23 protein-coding genes and 1 other annotated feature are annotated in these 20,228 nt (G+C 44.3%); all 23 genes read right to left on the minus strand.

Translation table 11 applies throughout. The features are described from left to right. Positions 1 to 54: 54 nt before the first annotated feature. The 23 genes from pyrR to spoVE all read right to left on the minus strand — a co-directional run bounded on the left by pyrR (position 55) and on the right by spoVE (position 20,193). A complete protein-coding gene (pyrR, locus tag BO219_RS10390; protein WP_077429479.1) occupies positions 55 to 591 on the minus strand; it encodes a bifunctional pyr operon transcriptional regulator/uracil phosphoribosyltransferase PyrR in 537 nt (178 codons plus the stop codon). A gap of 154 nt (positions 592 to 745) precedes the next feature. Next, the gene (locus tag BO219_RS10395; protein WP_077429480.1) at positions 746 to 1,657 is read right to left on the minus strand and encodes an RluA family pseudouridine synthase; all 912 of its coding nucleotides are present in this window, start codon (positions 1,655 to 1,657) and stop codon (positions 746 to 748) included. Next, a complete protein-coding gene (gene lspA / locus BO219_RS10400; protein ID WP_077429481.1) occupies positions 1,632 to 2,120 on the minus strand; it encodes a signal peptidase II in 489 nt (162 codons plus the stop codon). The genes BO219_RS10395 and lspA overlap by 26 nt, the downstream gene beginning before the upstream one ends. A 75-nt stretch (positions 2,121 to 2,195) precedes the next feature. Then, positions 2,196 to 4,952 (minus strand): isoleucine--tRNA ligase, encoded by a 2,757-nt coding sequence (gene ileS, locus BO219_RS10405; RefSeq protein ID WP_077429482.1) that lies wholly within the window; start codon positions 4,950 to 4,952, stop codon positions 2,196 to 2,198. 44 nt (positions 4,953 to 4,996) lie between these two features. Beyond that, positions 4,997 to 5,212 (minus strand) — a binding site (T-box leader). 44 nt (positions 5,213 to 5,256) lie between these two features. Then, positions 5,257 to 5,760, minus strand: a complete 504-nt coding sequence (locus BO219_RS10410; protein ID WP_006321477.1) for a DivIVA domain-containing protein — start codon at positions 5,758 to 5,760, stop codon at positions 5,257 to 5,259. A gap of 63 nt (positions 5,761 to 5,823) precedes the next feature. Next, positions 5,824 to 6,597: a YlmH family RNA-binding protein gene (locus tag BO219_RS10415; RefSeq protein ID WP_077429483.1), complete on the minus strand. Its 774-nt coding sequence runs from the start codon at positions 6,595 to 6,597 to the stop codon at positions 5,824 to 5,826. Beyond that, positions 6,597 to 6,869 (minus strand): YggT family protein, encoded by a 273-nt coding sequence (locus BO219_RS10420; protein WP_006321475.1) that lies wholly within the window; start codon positions 6,867 to 6,869, stop codon positions 6,597 to 6,599. Before BO219_RS10420 ends, BO219_RS10415 begins: the two co-directional genes overlap by 1 nt. A gap of 2 nt (positions 6,870 to 6,871) precedes the next feature. Then, positions 6,872 to 7,294, minus strand: a complete 423-nt coding sequence (locus BO219_RS10425; RefSeq protein WP_064220854.1) for a cell division protein SepF — start codon at positions 7,292 to 7,294, stop codon at positions 6,872 to 6,874. Then, positions 7,294 to 7,977, minus strand: coding sequence for a YggS family pyridoxal phosphate-dependent enzyme (locus tag BO219_RS10430; protein ID WP_006321473.1), 684 nt, complete (start codon positions 7,975 to 7,977; stop codon positions 7,294 to 7,296). Before BO219_RS10430 ends, BO219_RS10425 begins: the two co-directional genes overlap by 1 nt. 1 nt (position 7,978) lies before the next feature. Then, positions 7,979 to 8,779, minus strand: coding sequence for a peptidoglycan editing factor PgeF (gene pgeF / locus BO219_RS10435; RefSeq protein WP_226373812.1), 801 nt, complete (start codon positions 8,777 to 8,779; stop codon positions 7,979 to 7,981). 69 nt (positions 8,780 to 8,848) lie between these two features. Next, entirely contained in the window at positions 8,849 to 9,091 is a 243-nt protein-coding gene (locus tag BO219_RS10440; RefSeq protein ID WP_032101528.1) for a YlmC/YmxH family sporulation protein, read from the minus strand. Between the two features lie 104 nt (positions 9,092 to 9,195). Next, positions 9,196 to 9,975, minus strand: a complete 780-nt coding sequence (sigG, locus tag BO219_RS10445; RefSeq protein WP_077429485.1) for an RNA polymerase sporulation sigma factor SigG — start codon at positions 9,973 to 9,975, stop codon at positions 9,196 to 9,198. A gap of 65 nt (positions 9,976 to 10,040) precedes the next feature. Then, on the minus strand, positions 10,041 to 10,760 hold the full coding sequence (sigE, locus tag BO219_RS10450) for an RNA polymerase sporulation sigma factor SigE (protein WP_006321468.1): 720 nt from the start codon (positions 10,758 to 10,760) through the stop codon (positions 10,041 to 10,043). 48 nt (positions 10,761 to 10,808) lie between these two features. Further along, the gene (spoIIGA, locus tag BO219_RS10455; RefSeq protein ID WP_077429486.1) at positions 10,809 to 11,702 is read right to left on the minus strand and encodes a sigma-E processing peptidase SpoIIGA; all 894 of its coding nucleotides are present in this window, start codon (positions 11,700 to 11,702) and stop codon (positions 10,809 to 10,811) included. Positions 11,703 to 11,839: 137 nt separating this feature from the next. Next, positions 11,840 to 12,958: a cell division protein FtsZ gene (gene ftsZ, locus BO219_RS10460; protein ID WP_077429487.1), complete on the minus strand. Its 1,119-nt coding sequence runs from the start codon at positions 12,956 to 12,958 to the stop codon at positions 11,840 to 11,842. 26 nt (positions 12,959 to 12,984) lie between these two features. Then, positions 12,985 to 14,265, minus strand: a complete 1,281-nt coding sequence (ftsA, locus tag BO219_RS10465; protein ID WP_077429488.1) for a cell division protein FtsA — start codon at positions 14,263 to 14,265, stop codon at positions 12,985 to 12,987. Between the two features lie 80 nt (positions 14,266 to 14,345). Then, positions 14,346 to 14,705 (minus strand): small basic family protein, encoded by a 360-nt coding sequence (locus BO219_RS10470; protein ID WP_004891201.1) that lies wholly within the window; start codon positions 14,703 to 14,705, stop codon positions 14,346 to 14,348. 5 nt (positions 14,706 to 14,710) lie between these two features. Beyond that, complete coding sequence (locus BO219_RS10475; protein ID WP_077429489.1) at positions 14,711 to 15,427, minus strand: DUF881 domain-containing protein; 717 nt, start codon at positions 15,425 to 15,427, stop codon at positions 14,711 to 14,713. A 10-nt stretch (positions 15,428 to 15,437) separates the two neighbouring features. Continuing rightward, the gene (locus BO219_RS10480; RefSeq protein ID WP_077429490.1) at positions 15,438 to 16,130 is read right to left on the minus strand and encodes a DUF881 domain-containing protein; all 693 of its coding nucleotides are present in this window, start codon (positions 16,128 to 16,130) and stop codon (positions 15,438 to 15,440) included. Beyond that, positions 16,114 to 16,902 carry a cell division protein FtsQ/DivIB gene (locus tag BO219_RS10485; RefSeq protein WP_077429491.1) on the minus strand — a complete coding sequence of 263 codons (789 nt, stop codon included), beginning with the start codon at positions 16,900 to 16,902 and terminating at the stop codon, positions 16,114 to 16,116. Before BO219_RS10485 ends, BO219_RS10480 begins: the two co-directional genes overlap by 17 nt. Positions 16,903 to 17,032: 130 nt before the next feature. Continuing rightward, entirely contained in the window at positions 17,033 to 17,941 is a 909-nt protein-coding gene (murB, locus tag BO219_RS10490) for a UDP-N-acetylmuramate dehydrogenase (RefSeq protein WP_064220849.1), read from the minus strand. Between the two features lie 40 nt (positions 17,942 to 17,981). Further along, on the minus strand, positions 17,982 to 19,073 hold the full coding sequence (gene murG / locus BO219_RS10495) for an undecaprenyldiphospho-muramoylpentapeptide beta-N-acetylglucosaminyltransferase (RefSeq protein ID WP_077429492.1): 1,092 nt from the start codon (positions 19,071 to 19,073) through the stop codon (positions 17,982 to 17,984). Between the two features lie 55 nt (positions 19,074 to 19,128). Beyond that, positions 19,129 to 20,193, minus strand: coding sequence for a stage V sporulation protein E (gene spoVE, locus BO219_RS10500; RefSeq protein ID WP_049754165.1), 1,065 nt, complete (start codon positions 20,191 to 20,193; stop codon positions 19,129 to 19,131). Positions 20,194 to 20,228: the final 35 nt, after the last annotated feature.

Consider the following 20,228-nt stretch of genomic DNA (forward strand, 5'->3'; position numbering starts at 1 on the left):
TAGGAAACGAATCCCCTTTGTCAGCCTCGCTGGACTGCCTTTAAAAAGGGTGCTTTATTCATGTATGCTCACTTGATCAATGTCGTCCACTTCTTTTAATTCGACGACAATTCTTTCTGCGCTTGATGTCGGGATGTTTTTACCGACGAAATCGGCACGAATCGGCAATTCGCGATGACCGCGGTCAACGAGAACAGCTAATTGAATTTGCGCCGGACGACCGAGATCCATAACGGCATCCATGGCAGCGCGCACCGTTCGGCCTGTAAATAATACGTCATCAACTAAAACGACTTTTCGATTTGTAACGGAAAACGGGACGTCCGTTCCTTTCACAAGCGGTTCACGATCGTCTGTTTTTACTGTTAAATCATCACGGTATAATGTAATATCTAACTCGCCAACAGGAATAGACGTTCCTTCAATTTGTTCAATGCGTTCAGCTAATCGCTTTGCTAAGTAAATGCCGCGCGTTTTAATACCGATGAGGACGCAATCGTCAATCCCTTTATTGCGCTCAATAATTTCGTGAGCAATACGCGTCAACGCGCGTCGAATCGCTTGTTCGTCTAATACAATTGCCTTTTGCATCGTTCCACCTCCATACAAAAAACCCTCTCACCGTTTGGCGAGAGGGTATATGTAGGCATACGTCACCTAAATCCGACACCTTCTCAGCCTCACGGGACTGAACTTAAAGGTCTTTGTTCACTTGAACTCATTGTACTTTTCTTTTTTCCGTTTGTCAACGATTATTTCGCAACATGTCGAGCAATCGCTCAAATTCGTGAGGAATCGGGGCTTCAAACTGAAAATATTCGCCCGTGCGCGGATGTTGAAATCCTAATACCCCAGCGTGAAGCGCCTGTCCGTCAATCGGCAACGTTTTGCGTGGACCGTATTTTGGATCTCCGGCAAGCGGATAGCCAATGTATTTCATATGCACACGAATTTGATGCGTCCGCCCTGTTTCAAGCTGACATTCAACGAACGTATAATGTTCAAATCGTTCGAGGACGCGAAAATGTGTCACCGCTTCTTTTCCGTTTTCCACAACGGCCATGCTTTGACGATCGCGTGGGTCGCGCCCGATTGGGGCATCAATCGTCCCATAATCGTGCGGAATGACACCGTGAACGATCGCGACATATTTGCGCGTCACCGTTTTGTTTACAAGTTGATTAACAAGCGACTCATGCGCCAAATCGTTTTTGGCAATCATTAATAAACCGGACGTATCTTTATCGATGCGATGAACGATGCCCGGTCGAAGCACACCGTTAATGCCGGAAAGGTCTTGACAATGTGCAAGTAACGCGTTAACAAGCGTCCCGTGCATATGCCCTGGCGCTGGATGAACGACCATGCCGCGCGGCTTATTGACAACGAGCACGTCCGCATCTTCGTAATAAATATCAAGCGGAATTGGCTCCGGTGCGACATCTAACGGCTCCGGACTCGGAATGGAAATGACCACTTCATCATCGACATGGCATTTGTAGTTCGGTTTCACCGCTTTACCGTTCACGAGCACATGCCCTTCTTTTAACCATTGTTGTACTTGAGAACGCGACCATTGTTCATTTAGTTCAGCAATGACTTTATCAATGCGCTCTCCATCGTGTTGTTCTTCAATCGTGAGTTGAATTTGCTCCATCGCTCATTCCCTTTCGTTGTTTTTCTTCGGTCCATGTATAAATAAACATGAGCGCAACACCGATTGTCAATGCTGCATCGGCGACGTTAAAAACCGGGAAGCTATAATTGAAAATATACGTATGCACAAAATCGACAACTTCTTTTCGAAATACGCGATCAATAAAGTTCCCGAGCGCGCCGCCAAGCATCAGTCCAAGCGCGATGCCAAACAGCCGTTGCGTCGGTTGCAACCGTTGAATGTATATGACGATGCCGACGACAACGACAACCGTAACGATATAAAACAACCAAAATTGCCCCTGCAACATGCCCCATGCTGCGCCGCGATTACGATGCGACGTTATGTATAATACGTTTTCAATAATCGGAATGCTTTCGCCTAATTCCATATAGCGAACGACGAGCCATTTCGTCCATTGGTCAATCAATATCACGACAAAAGCAAGCAAATAATATAACATTATACCCCTCCAAAGCAAAATTCTTTTTCATTTTATCATAAACAATCCCCCCTTGAAAGAGAGGGGGGATATGTGTTATTGCTTGACAATTGTCGCACAACGTGGACATAGCTCTGGGTGGTCTGCATCTTCGCCGACTGTCGGTGTAACGACCCAGCAACGTGCGCACGTTTTTCCTTCCGCTTGTTTGACGACAATCGCTGTTTTCGTAAATGTTTGCGCCTCGCTCGGTGCATCAGCAAACGTTCCACCAATTGAAAACGCTGAAACGATTAATAGCTGTTTCATATCTTCTTCAATTGAATCGATGAGCGCTTTCGTGTCGTCCGTCGGATATAAAATGACGTGCGCCGTTAGCGACTTGCCGATTAGTTTTTCATTGCGCGCCACTTCTAGCGCTTTTAATACTTCGTCGCGCAATTCCATAAACGCATCCCATTTTTTAACGATGCGATCGACATCATCAATGTGCACGGATTCTGGCATATCGACAAGCTGTACGCTTTCTTCTTTAACGTGTGGAATGTACGACCACACTTCATCTGCCGTATGCGGTAAAATTGGCGCAACAAGTTTCGTTAACGCTACAAGCGTTTCATACAACACCGTTTGAATTGAACGACGTTCATGATTATTGGCTGCTTCGATGTACAACACGTCTTTTGAAAAATCGAAGTAAAAAGCGCTTAAATCGACGGTGCAGAAGTTGTTTATTTCATGGTAAATCGTCGCAAATTCATACGTTTCATACGCTTGTTTTACTTTTTCGATGAGACGATTTAATTTAATGAGCATGTAACGGTCCACTTCGCGCAACTGCTCGATCGCTACCGTATGTTCTGCAGGATTGAAATCGAATAAGTTCCCGAGCATGAAACGGAACGTGTTGCGAATTTTACGATATACTTCTGCGACTTGTTTTAAAATGTTGTCAGAAATGCGTACGTCCGCTTGATAGTCGACAGAAGCAACCCAAAGACGCAAAATGTCGGCACCAAGCTGTTCCATGACTTTTGCTGGTACGACGACGTTGCCGAGCGATTTGCTCATTTTTCGTCCTTCGCCATCTAGTACGAAGCCATGGCTTAATACGCCTTTATACGGCGCTTTTCCGGTAACTGCAACCGCGGTGGAGAGCGATGAGTTAAACCAGCCGCGATATTGGTCGGACCCTTCTAAATAAAGATCTGCTGGACGTTGTAAATCGTCCCGTTCTTCTAATACCGCTTGATGAGAAGAACCAGAGTCGAACCAAACGTCCATAATATCTGTTTCTTTCGTAAAGCGTCCGTTCGGGCTACCTGGATGCGTAAACCCTTCTGGGAGCAAATCTTTCGCTTCGCGCTCAAACCAAACGTTTGAACCGTATTGGCGGAACAAGTTCGATACGTGTTCAATCGTTTCGTCTGTAATAATCGGTTCACCGTTTTCCGCATAAAAGACTGGAATCGGTACGCCCCACGCACGTTGGCGCGAAATGCACCAGTCGCCACGATCGCGAATCATGTTGTGGATGCGAATTTCACCCCATGCTGGCACCCATTTCGTTTCTTCGACAGCTTTCAATAATTGATCACGAATTTTGTCGATGGACGCAAACCATTGAGCTGTCGCACGGAAAATTGTCGGTTGCTTCGTCCGCCAATCGTGCGGATACGAGTGCGTAATAAACGATAGTTTTAATAAAGCACCTACTTCTTGTAGCTTTTCTGTAATCGCTTTGTTCGCGTCATCGTAAAACATGCCAGCAAACCCTGGCGCTTCTTCCGTCATATAGCCGCGTTCATCGACAGGGCAAAGAACACCGAGGCCGTATTTTTGACCGACGATAAAGTCGTCTTCCCCGTGTCCTGGGGCCGTATGAACGCAACCGGTTCCGGCGTCTGTTGTGACGTGTTCGCCACAAATGACGAGCGAATCGCGGTCGTAAAACGGATGTTTCGCAACGACGTATTCGAGTTCGCTTCCTTTCACTGTTTTTAATACAGTCACATGCTCCCAGCCGATTTCTTTTTGTACCGATTGTAATAACTCCGATGCAATGACGTATTTGCCACCATCTGCCTCAACGACGCTATATTGCAACTGTGGATGAACAGCGATACCTAAGTTCGCTGGAATCGTCCATGGCGTTGTCGTCCAAATGACGATTTTTTCATCGCCATTAAGCACCCCTTTTCCGTCTTTGACAGGAAAAGCGACGTAAATCGATGGGGAACGTTTGTCTTTGTACTCGATTTCCGCTTCGGCAAGCGCCGATTCACTTGATGGAGACCAATACACAGGTTTTAATCCTTTATAAATTAATCCTTTTTTCGCCATTTCGCCAAATACTTTAATTTGTTGTGCTTCATATTCTGGCGTTAACGTAATGTAAGGATTGTCCCAATCACCGCGCACACCAAGGCGTTTAAATTGCTCGCGCTGGCGGTCAATTTGCTCGTATGCATATTGCTCACATAGCTTGCGGAATTCCGCAACGCTCATTTCTTTCCGATTGACGCCTTTATTTTTCGTCAGCGCCGTTTCAATTGGCAAGCCGTGCGTATCCCAGCCCGGTACGTACGGAGCACAATAGCCGCTCATTGACTTATAGCGAACGATAAAGTCTTTTAAAATTTTATTAAGGGCATGTCCCATATGAATGTCGCCGTTCGCATACGGCGGTCCGTCATGCAATACGAAAAGCGGGCGATCTTTTGTACGCTCTTGCACTTTTCGATAAATGTCCATTTCATCCCATTTTGCTTGCATTTGTGGTTCACGTTGTGGAAGATTTCCGCGCATCGGGAAATCGGTTTTTGGCATGAGTAACGTATCTTTGTAATCCATTTTGTTTACCTCCTTTTATGTAAATAAAAAACCTTCTCATGCCCAAAAGGGACGAGAAGGTCTCGCGGTACCACCCTTGTTGACTATGTAAACATAGCCCACTTGACATTCGTAACGGGAATGACGCGCCGTGGCCTACTATTTGTTCAGCACGGAACTCCGGGGTGATTTTCATTCTTTCGCTTATGCCGAGCTTCCACCGCCCTCGGCTCGCTGTAATAAGCTGATGAAAGAACTACTGTCCCCTTCATCGTTTTTGCGATATAACTGTAATCGATATTATAGGCAATCACAATAGCCATCGTCAAGACTCTGTTATTTCTTGCACCGCTTCATCATCAAGTTTGTAATCTAATAAATGATCCCAGTCGCCGCTATTTAACATATCGAGCTGCGCTTCAATTAACATTTTAAAACGATTGCGGAACACTTTCGCTTGACGCTTTAGTTCTTCCACTTCCATCGCGATTTTTCGCGTTTTTGCGAGCGCCTCACTAATGATGCGATCCGCATTTTTCTCCGCCTCTTTAATGATGAGCTTCGCTTCTTTTTGCGCGTTTCGCTTCACTTCTTCGGCTGTTTCTTGCGCAATTAAAATCGATTTATTTAACGTTTCTTCGATATTTGTAAAATAGTTGAGTTTTTCCGTCAGCTCTCGCACTTTTTCCTCAAGCTGCTTTTTTTCACGCAAAATCATTTCATAGTCTTTAATGACTTGATCTAAAAACTCGTTCACTTCATCTTCATCATATCCGCGAAAGCCTCGGCTAAATTCTTTATTATGAATATCTAACGGCGTTAACGGCATGCGGCCCACCTCCATCTTATGTACGTACCGTATGTTTCGACATGTTTTGCGAAAATCCTTCTTTTATTTTGCTTTTTCGACAACGATGCGCCATTTTTCTTTTTTTGTTTGACCGACAATCGCTTGCAGTCGGCAGCGCCCATACCCGCGTAACGACAATAAATCACCTTCTTGGCACTCCATATGAGCTTGGTCAACCGTTTTCCAATTCACTTTCACGAAGTTTTGGGCAATGCAAGCTTGTGCTTTTTGGCGTGATATGCGAAAACATTGCGCTAAAATGGCGTCAAGTCGCAAAGAAGAAACGGTAAAAGTTTCTTCTTCCCATTCTTCTTTCACAGCGAGAAGTTGCGAAAGCGGTTGTTCTTCTAACGATACTTTTGCTTTTCCAATCGTTGTGACGTTCATTTTCACAAACGGTGCAATTTCTTTAGCGACGACAAACTGAATGATATCATCAACGATGACGATATCGCCAAATTTTTCACGCTTCACACCGAGTGACAAAAGGGCACCGAGCACGTCACGATGCCCGAGTGTAACAAATTTTTTTGGATAGCGAACGGAAAACAACGATAGTTGAAAATCATCTTCATTCGGTTGCATGTAAGTCGGATATAGCAGTGCTCGCTTTCGTTCAACAGATGATGAGCCACCAAAAAAGGCAACGTGCACTTCATCGTGATGGCCGACAATCGAGCGGACGATTTGTTGTTCGCGCGGAGTTAAAAAATCTGTGAGCTTCGGAGCATATTGTTCCGTGACAAGCCGCTTCCATTCGCAAACGAGATCAATAAAATGATGCTCTTCCTTGCGAAAATGTTGATAAATATCCATTACAACCCTCGAATGACCATGTCGACTAATCCGTAAACGCCCGCCGTCGCAAAACGTAACACAAGCAAGGCGACGATCGGAGAAATGTCGATCATGCCAATCGGTGGAATAAAGCGACGAAACGGCTCTAAATACGGCTCACAAATGTTGGCGAGAAATTGACCAATTTTTGTTTCACGCGCATTTGGAAACCATGACATTAAAATGTAAACAATAATCGCGTACGAATATACTTCAATGACGGTTGCTAGAAAATTTGCTATTTGATACAAAATTACCACCTCTTTATTGTCGGTTCATCGTCAGAAACGATCGAAATGGATCCACTTACATCTACATTATCCGGCGTGCATAAAAAAATGGTAGAGCCGACTTGTTGAATGTCTCCGCCAATCGCATACACCGTTCCGCTTAAAAAGTCGACAATGCGCCGCGCTTGATCACGGTCAACACGATGAACGTTTACGACGACAGCACGCCGATTTTTTAAATGGTCGGCAATTTCTTGTACTTCCGCATATGCGCGCGGCTCAAATAAGACGAGCTTGGATGATTTTTGTACACTTTGTAAACTCACAACATTTTGTTTTTGTTCGGCTTTCGGTTGTTGAACGACTTCTTCTTCCTCGTATTCATCTTCTTCCCATTTTTCTTCATCTAAATCGAAAAAATCGCGAATTTTTTTCACAAATCCCATCATTCCACCTCCTCTTCACCGACAAGACATGTACCGAGGCGAAGAAACGTTGCTCCTTCTTCGACCGCAATTACGTAGTCGTTTGACATCCCCATGGACAATTGTGTACAAGGGGCGTGCGGCAATTGTTTTTCTTGTACTTGTTCTTTTAACTCGCGCAACGTCCGAAAACAGCGACGAATCGTCGCCTCATCGTCCGTATATGGCGCCATCGTCATTAATCCGACAACTTCAATACGTGAAAAAGCAGATAATGTTTCAATAAACGGCAATACGTCTTTTGGCGCTAGCCCGTGTTTCGATTGCTCCCCTGAAACATTGACTTGCACGAAACATTTGATCGTTCGATTCGCTCGTTTGTTAATTTCTTCCGCTAATGAAAGACGGTCGAGCGAATGAACGTAGTCAACGTAATCGATGATTTGTTTCACTTTTCTTGATTGCAACGTGCCGATAAAATGCCATGTTGCTTCTTTTCCGATTGTTTCGTATTTTTGTAAAAAACCGTCGGTACGACTTTCGCCTAAATGAACGATGCCCGCATCGATCGCCTCTTTTGCTCGCGCGATGCTGACATATTTTGTCACTGCCACAATTTGAACGTCTGATGCGTTTCGTCCTGTTTTTTCACACGCTTTAGCAATATGTTGTTGAATTGTTTGTAACCGTTGTTTGACCGACATATCATTCCCTCCAGCCAATAAGCGCCATCATTCTTCCTGTTTTGCCACCGTCGCGTCGGTGAGAGAAAAATAATGACTGCTCACAGCTTGTGCAATACGATGAAACAGCGATACGTTCGCTCGGAACACCTGCTTGTTGCAAAAGCTGTTTATTCATTTCTTTTAAGTCGAGCGCATACTGTCCCTTACTTGTTTCATTATAAAGAGATTGTGGCGAGTTGACTAGCGCCTTTTGAACGAATTCAATGACGCGATCATCGACGACGTAACAACAACGGCCGATCGACGGACCGATGACGACGTAAATATCATCAGCCCCTTCTTCGTTCCATCGTTTCACCATTTCACCCGCGATGTTATGCACCGTCCCTTTCCAGCCGGCATGTGCAAGTCCAATTAGCTTTTTACTTGGCGAAAAAAAGTAAAGCGGAACGCAATCCGCAAAACAAAGCGCCAACATCAGTTGTCGTTCGTTCGTATACAGCCCGTCTGTATGAGGCACAGCGGTATCGTACGCGCGTACCCCTTTTCCTGCATGATTGTTCGTCACTTTTTCGATGTGTACGCCATGCACTTGATCGGCACATACCCAGCGATCAAGCGAAACGTTTAACTGCTCGGCTACTTTTTTTCGATTTTCATATACGACATCGCAATCGTCTGCGACATGCATGCCGAGGTTTAACGTGGCAAACGCCCCTGTGCTCACTCCGCCTCGTTTTGTCGTAAACGCAACGCTCACATTTTCCCATCCATCAAACAAAAGCAACGACTCGTGCGCTTGTCGAAATATTTCATTCATCGTTCGACATCCTTTGTACAATTTTATCACTTTTTTTCCTATTTTATCACAGCTTGCCGAAAACGTGAATTATTCATCGCCATCTAATCGAACGAGAATGACGTCGGCACCAACTTTCACAATATCGCGCCACGGAATAATAATTTCATCCGTTCGTCCAAATAAACCGAGCACCTTCCCTGCACCGATAATGATGATAGCTTCAATTTGACCGGTCGTTAAATTAATATCAATATCTCCAATATTTCCAAGCCGTTTGCCGTTTGCGACATTGACGACGTCTTTTTGTTGGAGTTCAGAAATTTTCACCATGTTCCCCCGCTCCTTTTCTTCTTTCTATCTCCTATATGTATGCGTAAATCGAAGGTTGTAGTCATGTTGAAAGCATAGAAAAACCCCCAGCTGTGTGGGGGATGTTACCATTGAATATTTTTATTCATTTGTTTAATGGCCGCTTTTTCTAAACGAGATACTTGCGCTTGGGAAATCCCGATTTCTTCGGCCACTTCCATTTGTGTCTTCCCTTGAAAAAATCGTTTGCGAATAATCATTTTTTCGCGCTCATTTAGCCGACGTAGCCCTTCTTTCAGCGCGATTTCCTCAATCCAATTTATATCACGGTTTTTCTCATCACTCAGCTGGTCCATCACATAAATTGGGTCGCTACCATCGTTGTAAATCGGTTCAAATAAGGAAACAGGATCTTGAATCGCATCCAATGCAAACACAATTTCTTCGTGTGGGACGTCTAAAATTTTTGCAATTTCTTCTGCTGTCGGTTCTTTTGCTGTTTCACTCATCATTTTTTCGCGCACTTGTAGCGCTTTGTATGCAATATCGCGCAACGAGCGGGACACGCGAATCGGGTTATTGTCACGTAAATATCGGCGGATTTCACCAATAATCATCGGTACAGCATACGTTGAAAATTTCACGTTTTGACTTAAATCAAAATTATCAATCGATTTCATAAGTCCGATACAGCCGACTTGAAACAAATCGTCGACATATTCACCACGATTGTTAAATCGCTGAATGACGCTTAATACTAGCCGTAAATTCCCGTTGATTAATTTTTCGCGTGCCGATATGTCACCGGCTTGCATTTGGCGGAATAGTTCACGCATTTCTTCGTTTTTCAGTACTGGAAGTTTCGATGTATCAACGCCGCAAATTTCAACTTTGTTTCTTGCCATGTCTTTCCCTCCTTGCAGGAGATGCTGTCAGCTTTCAGTATCTCCTTCGAAGGGAAAAATATGCATTACATCATTTTGTTAAACTCTTTTCGCAATCGTTTAATAATTCGCTTTTCTAAACGGGAAATGTACGATTGGGAAATGCCTAACAAGTCCGCGACATCTTTTTGTGTTTTTTCTTCTCCACCACTTAGCCCGAAGCGAAGTTCCATAATTTGTTTCTCTCGATCGCTTAATTGATCGAGCGCACGAAATAATAAGTTTCGGTCAATATTTGCTTCTAAATCTTTCGTAATGACGTCATCTTCTGTGCCTAATACGTCCGACAACAACAGTTCGTTGCCGTCCCAGTCGATGTTTAACGGTTCATCAAACGATACTTCTGAACGTACTTTATTGTTGCGCCGTAAATACATTAAAATTTCATTTTCAATGCAGCGCGATGCATATGTAGCGAGTTTAATTTTCTTCTCCGGGTTAAACGTATTGACTGCTTTAATTAACCCGATCGTACCAATGCTAATTAAATCTTCAATGTTAATGCCGGTATTTTCAAATTTTCGGGCGATGTAGACGACGAGGCGAAGATTTCGCTCAATAAGGAGCGAACGCGCTGTTTCATCCCCAGAAGGAAGTTTTTTTAATAACATTTCTTCTTCCTCTTTTGTGAGCGGCGGTGGCAATGCCTCGCTTCCACCAATGTAATAAATTTCGTCCGCTTTAAGCCCTAATTTTTTTAATAGTTTGTACCATACATATGTGAGGCGTAATTTGAATAACTTCATAAAAAACCTCCTTCTATTTCAGCACGAACGGCCGTATGATAATAATAATTACGAAGCTTGCGACATAACCATATGCGGATGAACGATGCAGTTATACTCTCCGTCTGCTGATAATGATGACGGATAAAAGCCAACAAGCACTTTTTTGACAGATATCCACTGTTTTCCGTCTGACCATTGTACGCCGTCTGGTTTCATCGCCACTAACAGCTGTTGCTCGACGCCAACGGCACGGTACGGGACGAAACGTATCCGGCTCACCCATTCGTTCGGGATGTCATCTGTGTACGTACGTTTTTGAATCATTTGTAAAACAGTTTGAGGGAAAATATGTGCGAACGGTTGCAATTCGACGATCATAACCGGTGTGTTTGTGAATGGGTCGCGCAACTGGTTTCCGCTGTCGACTAATCCTTTTAAACATACCGTTTGTCCAAAACATGTGACACGCACATCGATGACGTGTTCAAACCGCAATTTTTTTTCGCGAATCGTTCCCATTTGCACTTTTGATAACATCCATAAAATTGGAAACATGATGACGATAAACAACCAGCTAATCGAAGTTGAATGCGTGAGCCAACCCGATGAATAAGGCGTGATTTCACTTTGCAACAAAAAGTGAAAGGCAACCATCCCTCCGCCCATCATAAACGTGGCGAAATAAAAAGCGAGCACGTTTTCCACAAAAAAGCGAAAGCGATGGAAACCAAAACAAATCCACACGATGAAAAAAGAGATGACAAGTTTCGTTACGAAATGAGATGTCATATAAGCAAAAGGAGTGAAAACAAGCAAGACGAGCAACGAACCGAATAATGCTGCAAGCATAAGCCGCCATAAACGAATGCGACGCTTTAACATAATTGCCGCAAGCCATAGCAACATCGCATCAAAACAAAAATTTAATAACCATACGAGATCGGCATAAATCAGCGGCATCCCCTCCCTACAACATCTTGAAACTAGTATATAGCACTTCCAATAGAAAAGTGTGTCAAACGATGACGTCATTTCTTCAGAGATTTTGTCATATGATGATGGAAATAAAAAAACGCCCACACGTAGTGAGCGTTTTTTTAACGGCGACGGTTGCGATTGCGTAAAAAGGCAGGGATGTCGAGTGGATCCTCGACTTGTTGTCCGCGTGTTGGCGAGTAGTCGACTGGCTCTTCTTTTTTCTCGCGCTTGACGCCAACTGTCGGTTTGACAACCGCTTGTCGCGTCGCTTTCGCTTGATTCACTTCTTCGTTAAATCCTGTCGCGATAACCGTAACGACAATTTCGTCTTTTAAGTTTTCGTTAATAACCGAACCGAAAATCATATTGACGTCTTGATCAGCAGCAGATGCGACGATATCAGCTGCTTCTTGCACTTCGTACAAGCTTAAGTTCGTACCGCCTGTAATGTTCATTAATACGCCTTGGGCACCGTCGATCGATGTTTCTAATAGCGGGCTCGAGATCGCCTTTTTCGCTGCCTCCGCGGCGCGATTTTCCCCCGTTGCTACGCCGATTCCCATGAGGGCTGAACCTTTGTTCGACATAATCGTTTTCACATCGGCAAAGTCTAAGTTAATTAATCCCGGCACCGCAATTAAGTCGGAGATGCCTTGTACCCCTTGACGAAGCACGTTGTCTGCTTCGCGGAACGCTTCTAACATCGGCGTATTTTTATCAACGATTTCTAATAGACGGTCGTTCGGAATGACGATGAGCGTATCAACGGCTTCTTTCATCGCTGCGATACCGCTTGCCGCTTGCATCGCGCGCTTTCTTCCTTCAAACGTGAACGGCCGTGTGACGACGCCGACAGTAAGCGCACCTAAATCGCGTGCGATTTGAGCAATAACTGGCGCCGCTCCTGTTCCTGTGCCCCCACCCATGCCGGCTGTGACGAATACCATATCGGCACCTTTGAGCGCTTCTTCAATTTGTTCTTTACTTTCTTCGGCCGCTTTTTTTCCTACTTCTGGATTTGCTCCTGCACCTAATCCGCGCGTCAATTTTGCACCAATTTGTAGTTTAGTTGGCGCCTTGGATAAGTTTAGCGCTTGAGCATCTGTATTAACCGCAATAAATTCAACACCTTGTACACCATGTTCAATCATGCGATTGACAGCGTTATTTCCGCCGCCGCCGACACCAATTACTTTAATTGTTGCTAACTGATCAACAGTCGTGTCAAACTCCAACATGATAATCCTCCTAGCCATTCAAATTGTCATTCAAAAAAGTATCCGAAAAATTTCTTTACTTTATGCCCTAAATGTTCTTCTTTTTGTTTCGGCTTTGCTGGCGCTTTATGCACCTTTTTCTCCGGTTGGAAATCGTCTGTCGCGCTCGAAGAAAGAACAGGAACGTGTCTTCCTTGTAGCTTCGCATTTTTATAAGCAAATTGAATTAAGCCAACACCGTTTGTATATCGTGGATCGCGGACGCCAATATAATCCGGCATCGCCACGCGTACAGTATTTTCAAAAATGGCTTCGGCAAGTTCCAATACGCCCGGCATATTGACTGTTCCACCGGTTAACACGTATCCGCCAGGCAAATCGCGAAATCCGCGTTTTCGAATTTCCGTTTGTGCCATGAGTAAAATTTCTTCGACACGCGCTTCGATTATATCCGCAATTTCCAATTGACTAAACTGTTGCTGTTGGTCGGTGCCAATGATCGGAACGCTAAACACTTCCTCGTCAGAAGCGAGGTCGTAAAAAGCATGTCCATGCTTAAGTTTAATGCGCTCTGCATCTTCTGTCGACGTACGCATGCCGATCGATAAATCTTTTGTAATATGTTCACCACCGATCGGAAGTACGGTCGTTGCTTGTAAAAAGCCCTGTTCAAACACAGCGACCGTCGTTGAACCACCACCGATATCAATAAGTGCCACACCTAAATTTTTTTCATCTTTCGATAATGCAATTGAGGCGGCCGCTAGTGGTTGAAGGCACACATCAAGCACATCTAACCCCGCTCGTTCGACACAGCGAAGCACGTTATGTAAAGCGGTTTTCGATGCAGTAATCATCGTTCCTTCCATTTCCAATCGGACACCTAACATACCGCGCGGGTCGTTAATGCCATCAAGGCCGTCAACGATAAACTGTTTCGGAATGACGTCAATAATTTCGCGCTCTGGTGGAATGGAGACGACTTGTGCCGCTTCAATAACGCGTGTGACGTCTTCAGTTGTAATTTCTTTATTTTCGCTTGATACAGCGACAATCCCATTGCACGGTTGAAGTTGAATGTGGTTGCCGTTTACTCCGACAATGGCGCCTTTAATCGTTACGCCGACCATCCGTTCCGCTTGGTCAACCGCTCGTTTAATGGATTGTACCGTTTCATCTATATCAATGATAGAGCCTTTTTTCAGCCCTTGCGATTTCACATTGCCGACACCGATAATGCTTAGCTGATCGTTCATCATTTCACCAATGATCACTTTCACGCTCGATGTACCGATGTCAAGACTAACATAAAAATCGTTGCTGTTCATTCTGGTGGCACCTCCTTTACAAAATGAACGTTACTATGTATATCAACACTATATTCCACATTCGAACAGCATTCCCTTTTTTATAAACGATTTTTTTGGCGGCTTTCTAACCATTTCGTTAGCAAAATTCGGCGGATGACAGCGATGTTTTGAAACAGGCGCACACCGAACGCAAATACAGCTGCTAAATACAAGTCTACACCAAGATGCACACCGAGAAAAGCTAAACTTGTTGCTAAAATAATATTAAAAAAAAATCCAGATACAAACACGTGCTCATCGTAAATATTTTGCAAATGTGCGCGAATACCACCTATGAGCGTATCAAACGCTGCGAGCACCGCGATCGATAAGTAGTTAGCATATTCGCTCGAAATGCGCCAATCTGTCAACAATCCGAGCAATATGCCAATGACGAGGCCGAGCAACGGAAGCCACATCACGTTCACCTCCTATCCTCTTCAACTGCTTCCATTTGTTTCACACGCACTACTCCATCGTACGGAGGAATGACGACACGTTGTTGCGGTTCTGAAATCGTCAGAAGTAAATTTTCAATGGCAAAGTCATCGGCAATCGTTGAAGCTTTTAACCGGTTGTACATTTTTTCGGCGTCCGCTGCAATGACTTTAATTTCAAATGGGAAAGAGCGAAGCGGATACGAATCGACTTTCGTCACACCGTTAATGTCGCGAATGACTGTCGTGTTGACGACGCGCTGATCTGCAATCGCTACATATTGGGCGCCATACATGTTTAATTCATTCATGAGTCGGCGAAGCAACTCTGCTGACACCGTATCGCTAATCGGGCCAACGTACGATTCATCATACATTTGTTCGACATAAAGCACGACACCTTCCCCGACAACTTCCGTTAACCCAGCTTCTTTTTTTAGTTCTTCTACCGTTTGGCGAAGAATCGCTCCTTTGCTTTCTGAACGTTGCTGTTCATATTTTTCTAACGTTTCTTCATATTTTCGTATTTCGTTTAATAGTTGTTTATGTAGCTCTTGTTCTTTTTTTAAATCTTGTCTAATTTCCCATATGTCACGTGTATCGCGCACATCTGGCTCGTTGTTCGTCTGGAATTGGACAGCTAACATAAAGCCAATAATGAGCGACACAAGCGTGAAATGCCATATCGTTTTTTGCGTCAACATCGCTCCTCCTCTATTTTTGCATCAACGGTTCCATTGTAATTTCCGATTTTTCCGTAATGTCAACAATAATATGGTCGCTCGTCAGTTGATCTTTCACCCCACCAGCAATCGTTAACGCCGGAATAAGTACGTTTGGGTCGCCGATCGCTTGAATAACGAACGGGGCTGGATGTTGTGTCCCGTCGATTTCAATGACCGGACCATTGCACAAAATATACGATCGGTGCGATAATCGCTGTCCGTTAATCGATATTGCAGACGCCCCCGCAATCAATAGTTCATTGACAACTTGAAACACATGTTGTTCATGGACGATGTAGTTTGTGGCGTTCGCTTCTGAAGGAATGTATGAAGCATCAGATAGCGTCACTTCGACCCCTTTTCCTTTCACTTTCACTTTGCCAAGATACATGCGCAACCGTTCTGCATCTTCAGCGAGGTTAAAATAAATTTGTTCTTCGCTTGCTAATTGTTTTTCCATTTCGCGTACGCGTTGTTGTTTTTTAAACAATTCAGCTTGCAACTTTTTGTTTTGCTCTTGTTGTTCAATGAGCTGTTGACGATATTCGTACTCTTTATCCCATTGACGTTCTAGCTCGCGATTGGCCGTCTCTTTTTTCGTTATCTGATAAGAAAAAGCCAACATAAATCCTAAAACTAAACAAACGAACGACAAAATGACGTGGCTACCGTTCATTTTCATCTTCGTTTTCCTTCCCTTCATCCGCTTCGTACGGTTTGAAATATGTGCTCATCTCTAAATGAAGAACGCCTTTTACCCCCGGCTGTAACTGACTGACAATCGAAGGATAATGCACAATTTTTTTCGCAAAACGATCGATTGTAGCACTCACTTCGATGCCGTCATTCATATAGACAGTAATATGCCTTGCATCCAATGCGTTTGGGGTATAATGAATTTCTGAGATAAGGTTTAAAATCGAATTTGGCGTATTCGCCAATTGGGCAGCCATGTCTTGAATAGCCTCTCCTTCTTTCCACCCGACTAAAATCGGAGCATCACTCGGAATCACTTGTTTCGCATGCGTCAACACTTTTCCGTTATCTAAAATCGGCAAAAAGGAATGCTTGTCCAAAATGTAAGCGATGCGCTTTCGCTCGACGATCACGATGTCGATACGATTCGGAATTCGTTTTTTTACACTGACGTCTTTCACTTCTGGATGTTGTTTCACTCGCTGTTCGACCTCGTCTTTTTTTACTTTCCAAAAGCTCGTTTGTTTCGTTATACCGCTTAATTGGATGATCTGTTGCGAAGCGATATGATGATTTCCTTCGACGTGGATGACTGCGACGTTGCTAAGTGGCGACTGGGCATAAACAACGCCTAATAAAAGCATAAAAAATAAAGCGATATATGCAACAAGTAAGCGATTAGCACGCTGTCGTCGCTGCTCCTTTAATTTTGGTACACGTTCTTCAAGAACAACAACTTTTCCTTTTTCTTTTCCCATTCACTCCACCTCGGTCGATGGACCAAATCAAAATAACAAGAAAACTAACGGCGCATGTCAGCCACCGTTAGTTCATCATCTCCATTTCTATTATAGCATAGTATAGAAAAATTAGGATGGGGAAAATGTATTACTTCCGCCCAACAATTTCAACTTCTGTTTGCAACGACACGCCATATAAGTCGTGAATCGTCTTTTTCACATAATCGATGAGCTCGAGCACGTCGTTTGCTGTTGCCCCGCCTGCGTTGACAATAAAGTTCGCATGCTGTTCAGATATTTTCGCCCCGCCGATCGTATATCCTTTTAACCCTGCTTGTTCAATTAACTGCCCAGCGTATTGCGGAAGCGGATTGCGGAAAATGCTTCCCGCACACGGGTAGTTCCACGGTTGCGTCTCGCGGCGGTAATCTTTATTTTTTTGCATCGCTGCGACAATTTCATCACGGTTTCCTTTTTTCATTTCAAGCGTTGCTGCAATGCAAATTCCTTTGCGCTTTTTTTGTAAAACGGATGTGCGATACGAAAACTCCATCTCTTCATTCGTTAACCATTCAATCGTTCCGTCTTCAAATAAAATTTGTGCTTTTTTTACGATGCGCGACATATCCGATCCGTGAGCACCAGCGTTCATATACACCGCTCCGCCAACTGTGCCAGGAATGCCTCCTGCAAACTCCAACCCAGACAATCCTTGCTTACTAATGACCGTCGCTAGTTTAATGAGCGAATATCCCCCACCGACTGTCACTTCTGTATCATGAATGTATAGATCATCTAATCCTTCGCCAAGTTTAATGACGACCCCTTCAATGCCTCCGTCTCGCACAAGTAAGTTGGAGCCGCGACCGATCGCACGCCAAGGCACATTATATTTTCGTACGATTTCTATCGTCTTTTTTAAACCATCTATATGTTTCGGTTCCACAAACAAATCAGCAGGCCCACCGATTTTAATCGTTGTATGACTAGCCATGCGTTCGTTTTCTTTTACTGTTCCCACGTTAGCTTGCAGGAGCTCTTCACGTAGTTTTTCCAATGGTCTACCTCCTCTACCTCTTTCCTATATCGTATGCAACTTATGAAATCATCTCCACCATGACGCGATATAAACGCTCTGCCGCGTCACGAATGCCTAATTGAAACGCTGCTTCTTTCATATTTTTCAACGTTTGTTCGTCTAACAATATGCGGTCGATATCATCAAGCAAGCGCCCGCCTGTCAATTCGCTTTCTAAACGAACGATCGCTGCTCCCTTTTTTTCAAGCGCCCGCGCATTTTTTTCTTGGTGATTATTTGTCACATACGGGCTCGGAATTAAAATGCTTGGAATGCCGAGCGCTGTAATTTCTGCGAGTGTCGTTGCGCCTGCACGAGCGACGATGACATCAACCCCTGCCAATACTTCCGGCATGTTGTGAATAAACGGACGGATGATGACGTTTGAAGGATTGCCGACATCGTTTACCGCCTTTATTACTTTATCATAATGAACGTCACCTGTAACATATAAACATTGATACGGCTTTTGTTCAACTTCATGTAGCACTTGCAAAAACGCCTCATTGATCGGGCGTGCGCCGCGACTCCCCCCGACAATGAGCACCGTTTTTTTCTTCTCATCTAATCCGAGCGACCGTCTCGCTTCTCGTCCGTCTTTTCCTACGACTTCTGAAGCGCGCGGGTTTCCTGTTAACACCACTTTTTCTTGTGGGAAATATTGTTTTGTTTCTTCGAAGCAAATAGCGACTTTATCGGCATAACGGCTTAAAAAAGTATTCGTCAGCCCCGGAATGCTGTTTTGTTCATGAATGATCGTTGGAATACCTAGTTTAGCTGCCGCATATACGACAGGTGCGCACACGTATCCCCCTGTGCCGAGCACAACGTCCGGTTTGTATTGTTTCAACAGTTTTTTGCATGCGCGTACACTTTTTATAAAACGTACGATCGTTTTGACGTTTTCAAATGATAGACTACGTTTCAATCCGCTAATGTCGATCGCATGAAATGGGATGTTTTCTCTTGGAACGATCGTGCTTTCTAACCCTTTTTTTGTCCCGATATATAATACATCGACATTTTTATGTTGTTTTTTTACTTCATGAATAAATGCAAGCGCAGGATAAATATGACCTCCTGTTCCGCCACCACTTACTACAATTTTCATCGTTTTTCCCCCTCATCGAAAGTAACAGAAGAAGCTGACTTCCGGGAAGTCAGCCTTAATATCGCGCATAACGGCTAATGTTTAGCAAGACGCCAATCGCCATAAGCATGAGCGTCAATGACGAGCCGCCATAACTTAAAAACGGCAACGTAATCCCCGTTACCGGCATAAGTCCGGTCACGACCCCGATATTGATCATCACTTGGATGGCCACCATCGCAATGATACCGACAGCTAAAAAACTGCCGTATAAATCTGGTGCTCCTAAAGCGATACGAATGCCACGCCAAAGCAGTAAACTGAAAAGAAGCAAAACGAGCGAGCCGCCAATAAAGCCAAGCTCTTCTGCTAAAATGGCAAAAATAAAGTCCGTTTGTGGCTCAGGCAAGTAAAAAAACTTTTGGCGGCTTTGTCCGAGCCCGAGCCCAAATAGCCCGCCCGGCCCGATCGCATAAAGCGATTGAATGATTTGAAAACCGCTTCCTAACGGATCTTCCCACGGGTTTAAAAATGACGTAATGCGCTTGATGCGATACGGAGCGGATAACACAAGCCCAGCAAAACCAGCCAAACCAAGCAAGCCAAGAAGAACAAAGTGGCTCATACGCGCACCAGCGACAAAAATCATAACAACACACGTGCCGACCATGACCGTTCCCGTCCCTAAATCGGGCTGCAACATAATCATTCCGAACGCAATAAATACGAGCGTTAAAGACGGAAGTAAACCTTGTTTAAATGACGCGATTTTTTTTTGGTTTTCAGATAAATATTTCGCTAAAAACGCGATCATCGCCATTTTCATAAACTCAGATGGCTGAATGGAAAACGCGCCAACACCAATCCAGCTACGCGAGCCGTTGCGCACCATGCCGATGCCCGGAATTAAGACGAGAATGAGAAGGATAAAACAAACGATAAGCAACACTTTCGCCCACGTCCGCCACGTCCAATAGTCGATGTTCATGAAAAAAAACATTGCGACGATGCCAACCCCTGCGAACAATAGTTGGCGTTTGGCAAAGAAAAACGAATCATGAAACTTGTAATCCGCCCATATGGCGCTAGCGCTATACACCATAACAAGCCCGATCGCCAACAACGAAAACGTGATGATCATTAACAAAAAATCAGGTGCAGACTTTTTTCCATGCA

The sequence above is a fragment of the Anoxybacillus kestanbolensis genome (assembly GCF_001996285.1).
In the GTDB taxonomy this organism is placed as follows: domain Bacteria; phylum Bacillota; class Bacilli; order Bacillales; family Anoxybacillaceae; genus Anoxybacillus; species Anoxybacillus kestanbolensis_A.

Bases quoted from the DNA above. Each gene is read 5' to 3' on its own strand.
- BO219_RS10440 (WP_032101528.1), bottom strand. From the start codon at position 9,091: ATGGTGAAAATTTCTGAACTCCAACAAAAAGACGTCGTCAATGTCGCA.
- ileS (WP_077429482.1), bottom strand. From the start codon at position 4,952: ATGGATTACAAAGATACGTTACTCATGCCAAAAACCGATTTCCCGATG.
- BO219_RS10430 (WP_006321473.1), bottom strand. From the start codon at position 7,977: ATGTCGGTCAAACAACGGTTACAAACAATTCAACAACATATTGCTAAA.
- spoVE (WP_049754165.1), bottom strand. From the start codon at position 20,193: ATGATCATCACGTTTTCGTTGTTGGCGATCGGGCTTGTTATGGTGTAT.
- ftsA (WP_077429488.1), bottom strand. From the start codon at position 14,265: ATGAACAGCAACGATTTTTATGTTAGTCTTGACATCGGTACATCGAGC.
- pyrR (WP_077429479.1), bottom strand. From the start codon at position 591: ATGCAAAAGGCAATTGTATTAGACGAACAAGCGATTCGACGCGCGTTG.
- BO219_RS10425 (WP_064220854.1), bottom strand. From the start codon at position 7,294: ATGGGATTTGTGAAAAAAATTCGCGATTTTTTCGATTTAGATGAAGAA.
- ftsZ (WP_077429487.1), bottom strand. From the start codon at position 12,958: ATGTTGGAGTTTGACACGACTGTTGATCAGTTAGCAACAATTAAAGTA.
- sigG (WP_077429485.1), bottom strand. From the start codon at position 9,975: ATGGCAAGAAACAAAGTTGAAATTTGCGGCGTTGATACATCGAAACTT.
- BO219_RS10470 (WP_004891201.1), bottom strand. From the start codon at position 14,705: ATGTGGCTTCCGTTGCTCGGCCTCGTCATTGGCATATTGCTCGGATTG.
- lspA (WP_077429481.1), bottom strand. From the start codon at position 2,120: ATGTTATATTATTTGCTTGCTTTTGTCGTGATATTGATTGACCAATGG.
- murG (WP_077429492.1), bottom strand. From the start codon at position 19,073: ATGAAAATTGTAGTAAGTGGTGGCGGAACAGGAGGTCATATTTATCCT.
- sigE (WP_006321468.1), bottom strand. From the start codon at position 10,760: ATGAAGTTATTCAAATTACGCCTCACATATGTATGGTACAAACTATTA.
- spoIIGA (WP_077429486.1), bottom strand. From the start codon at position 11,702: ATGCCGCTGATTTATGCCGATCTCGTATGGTTATTAAATTTTTGTTTT.
- BO219_RS10395 (WP_077429480.1), bottom strand. From the start codon at position 1,657: ATGGAGCAAATTCAACTCACGATTGAAGAACAACACGATGGAGAGCGC.
- BO219_RS10415 (WP_077429483.1), bottom strand. From the start codon at position 6,597: ATGGATATTTATCAACATTTTCGCAAGGAAGAGCATCATTTTATTGAT.
- BO219_RS10485 (WP_077429491.1), bottom strand. From the start codon at position 16,902: ATGGGAAAAGAAAAAGGAAAAGTTGTTGTTCTTGAAGAACGTGTACCA.
- BO219_RS10480 (WP_077429490.1), bottom strand. From the start codon at position 16,130: ATGAAAATGAACGGTAGCCACGTCATTTTGTCGTTCGTTTGTTTAGTT.
- BO219_RS10475 (WP_077429489.1), bottom strand. From the start codon at position 15,427: ATGTTGACGCAAAAAACGATATGGCATTTCACGCTTGTGTCGCTCATT.
- pgeF (WP_226373812.1), bottom strand. From the start codon at position 8,779: ATGAATGAAATATTTCGACAAGCGCACGAGTCGTTGCTTTTGTTTGAT.
- BO219_RS10410 (WP_006321477.1), bottom strand. From the start codon at position 5,760: ATGCCGTTAACGCCGTTAGATATTCATAATAAAGAATTTAGCCGAGGC.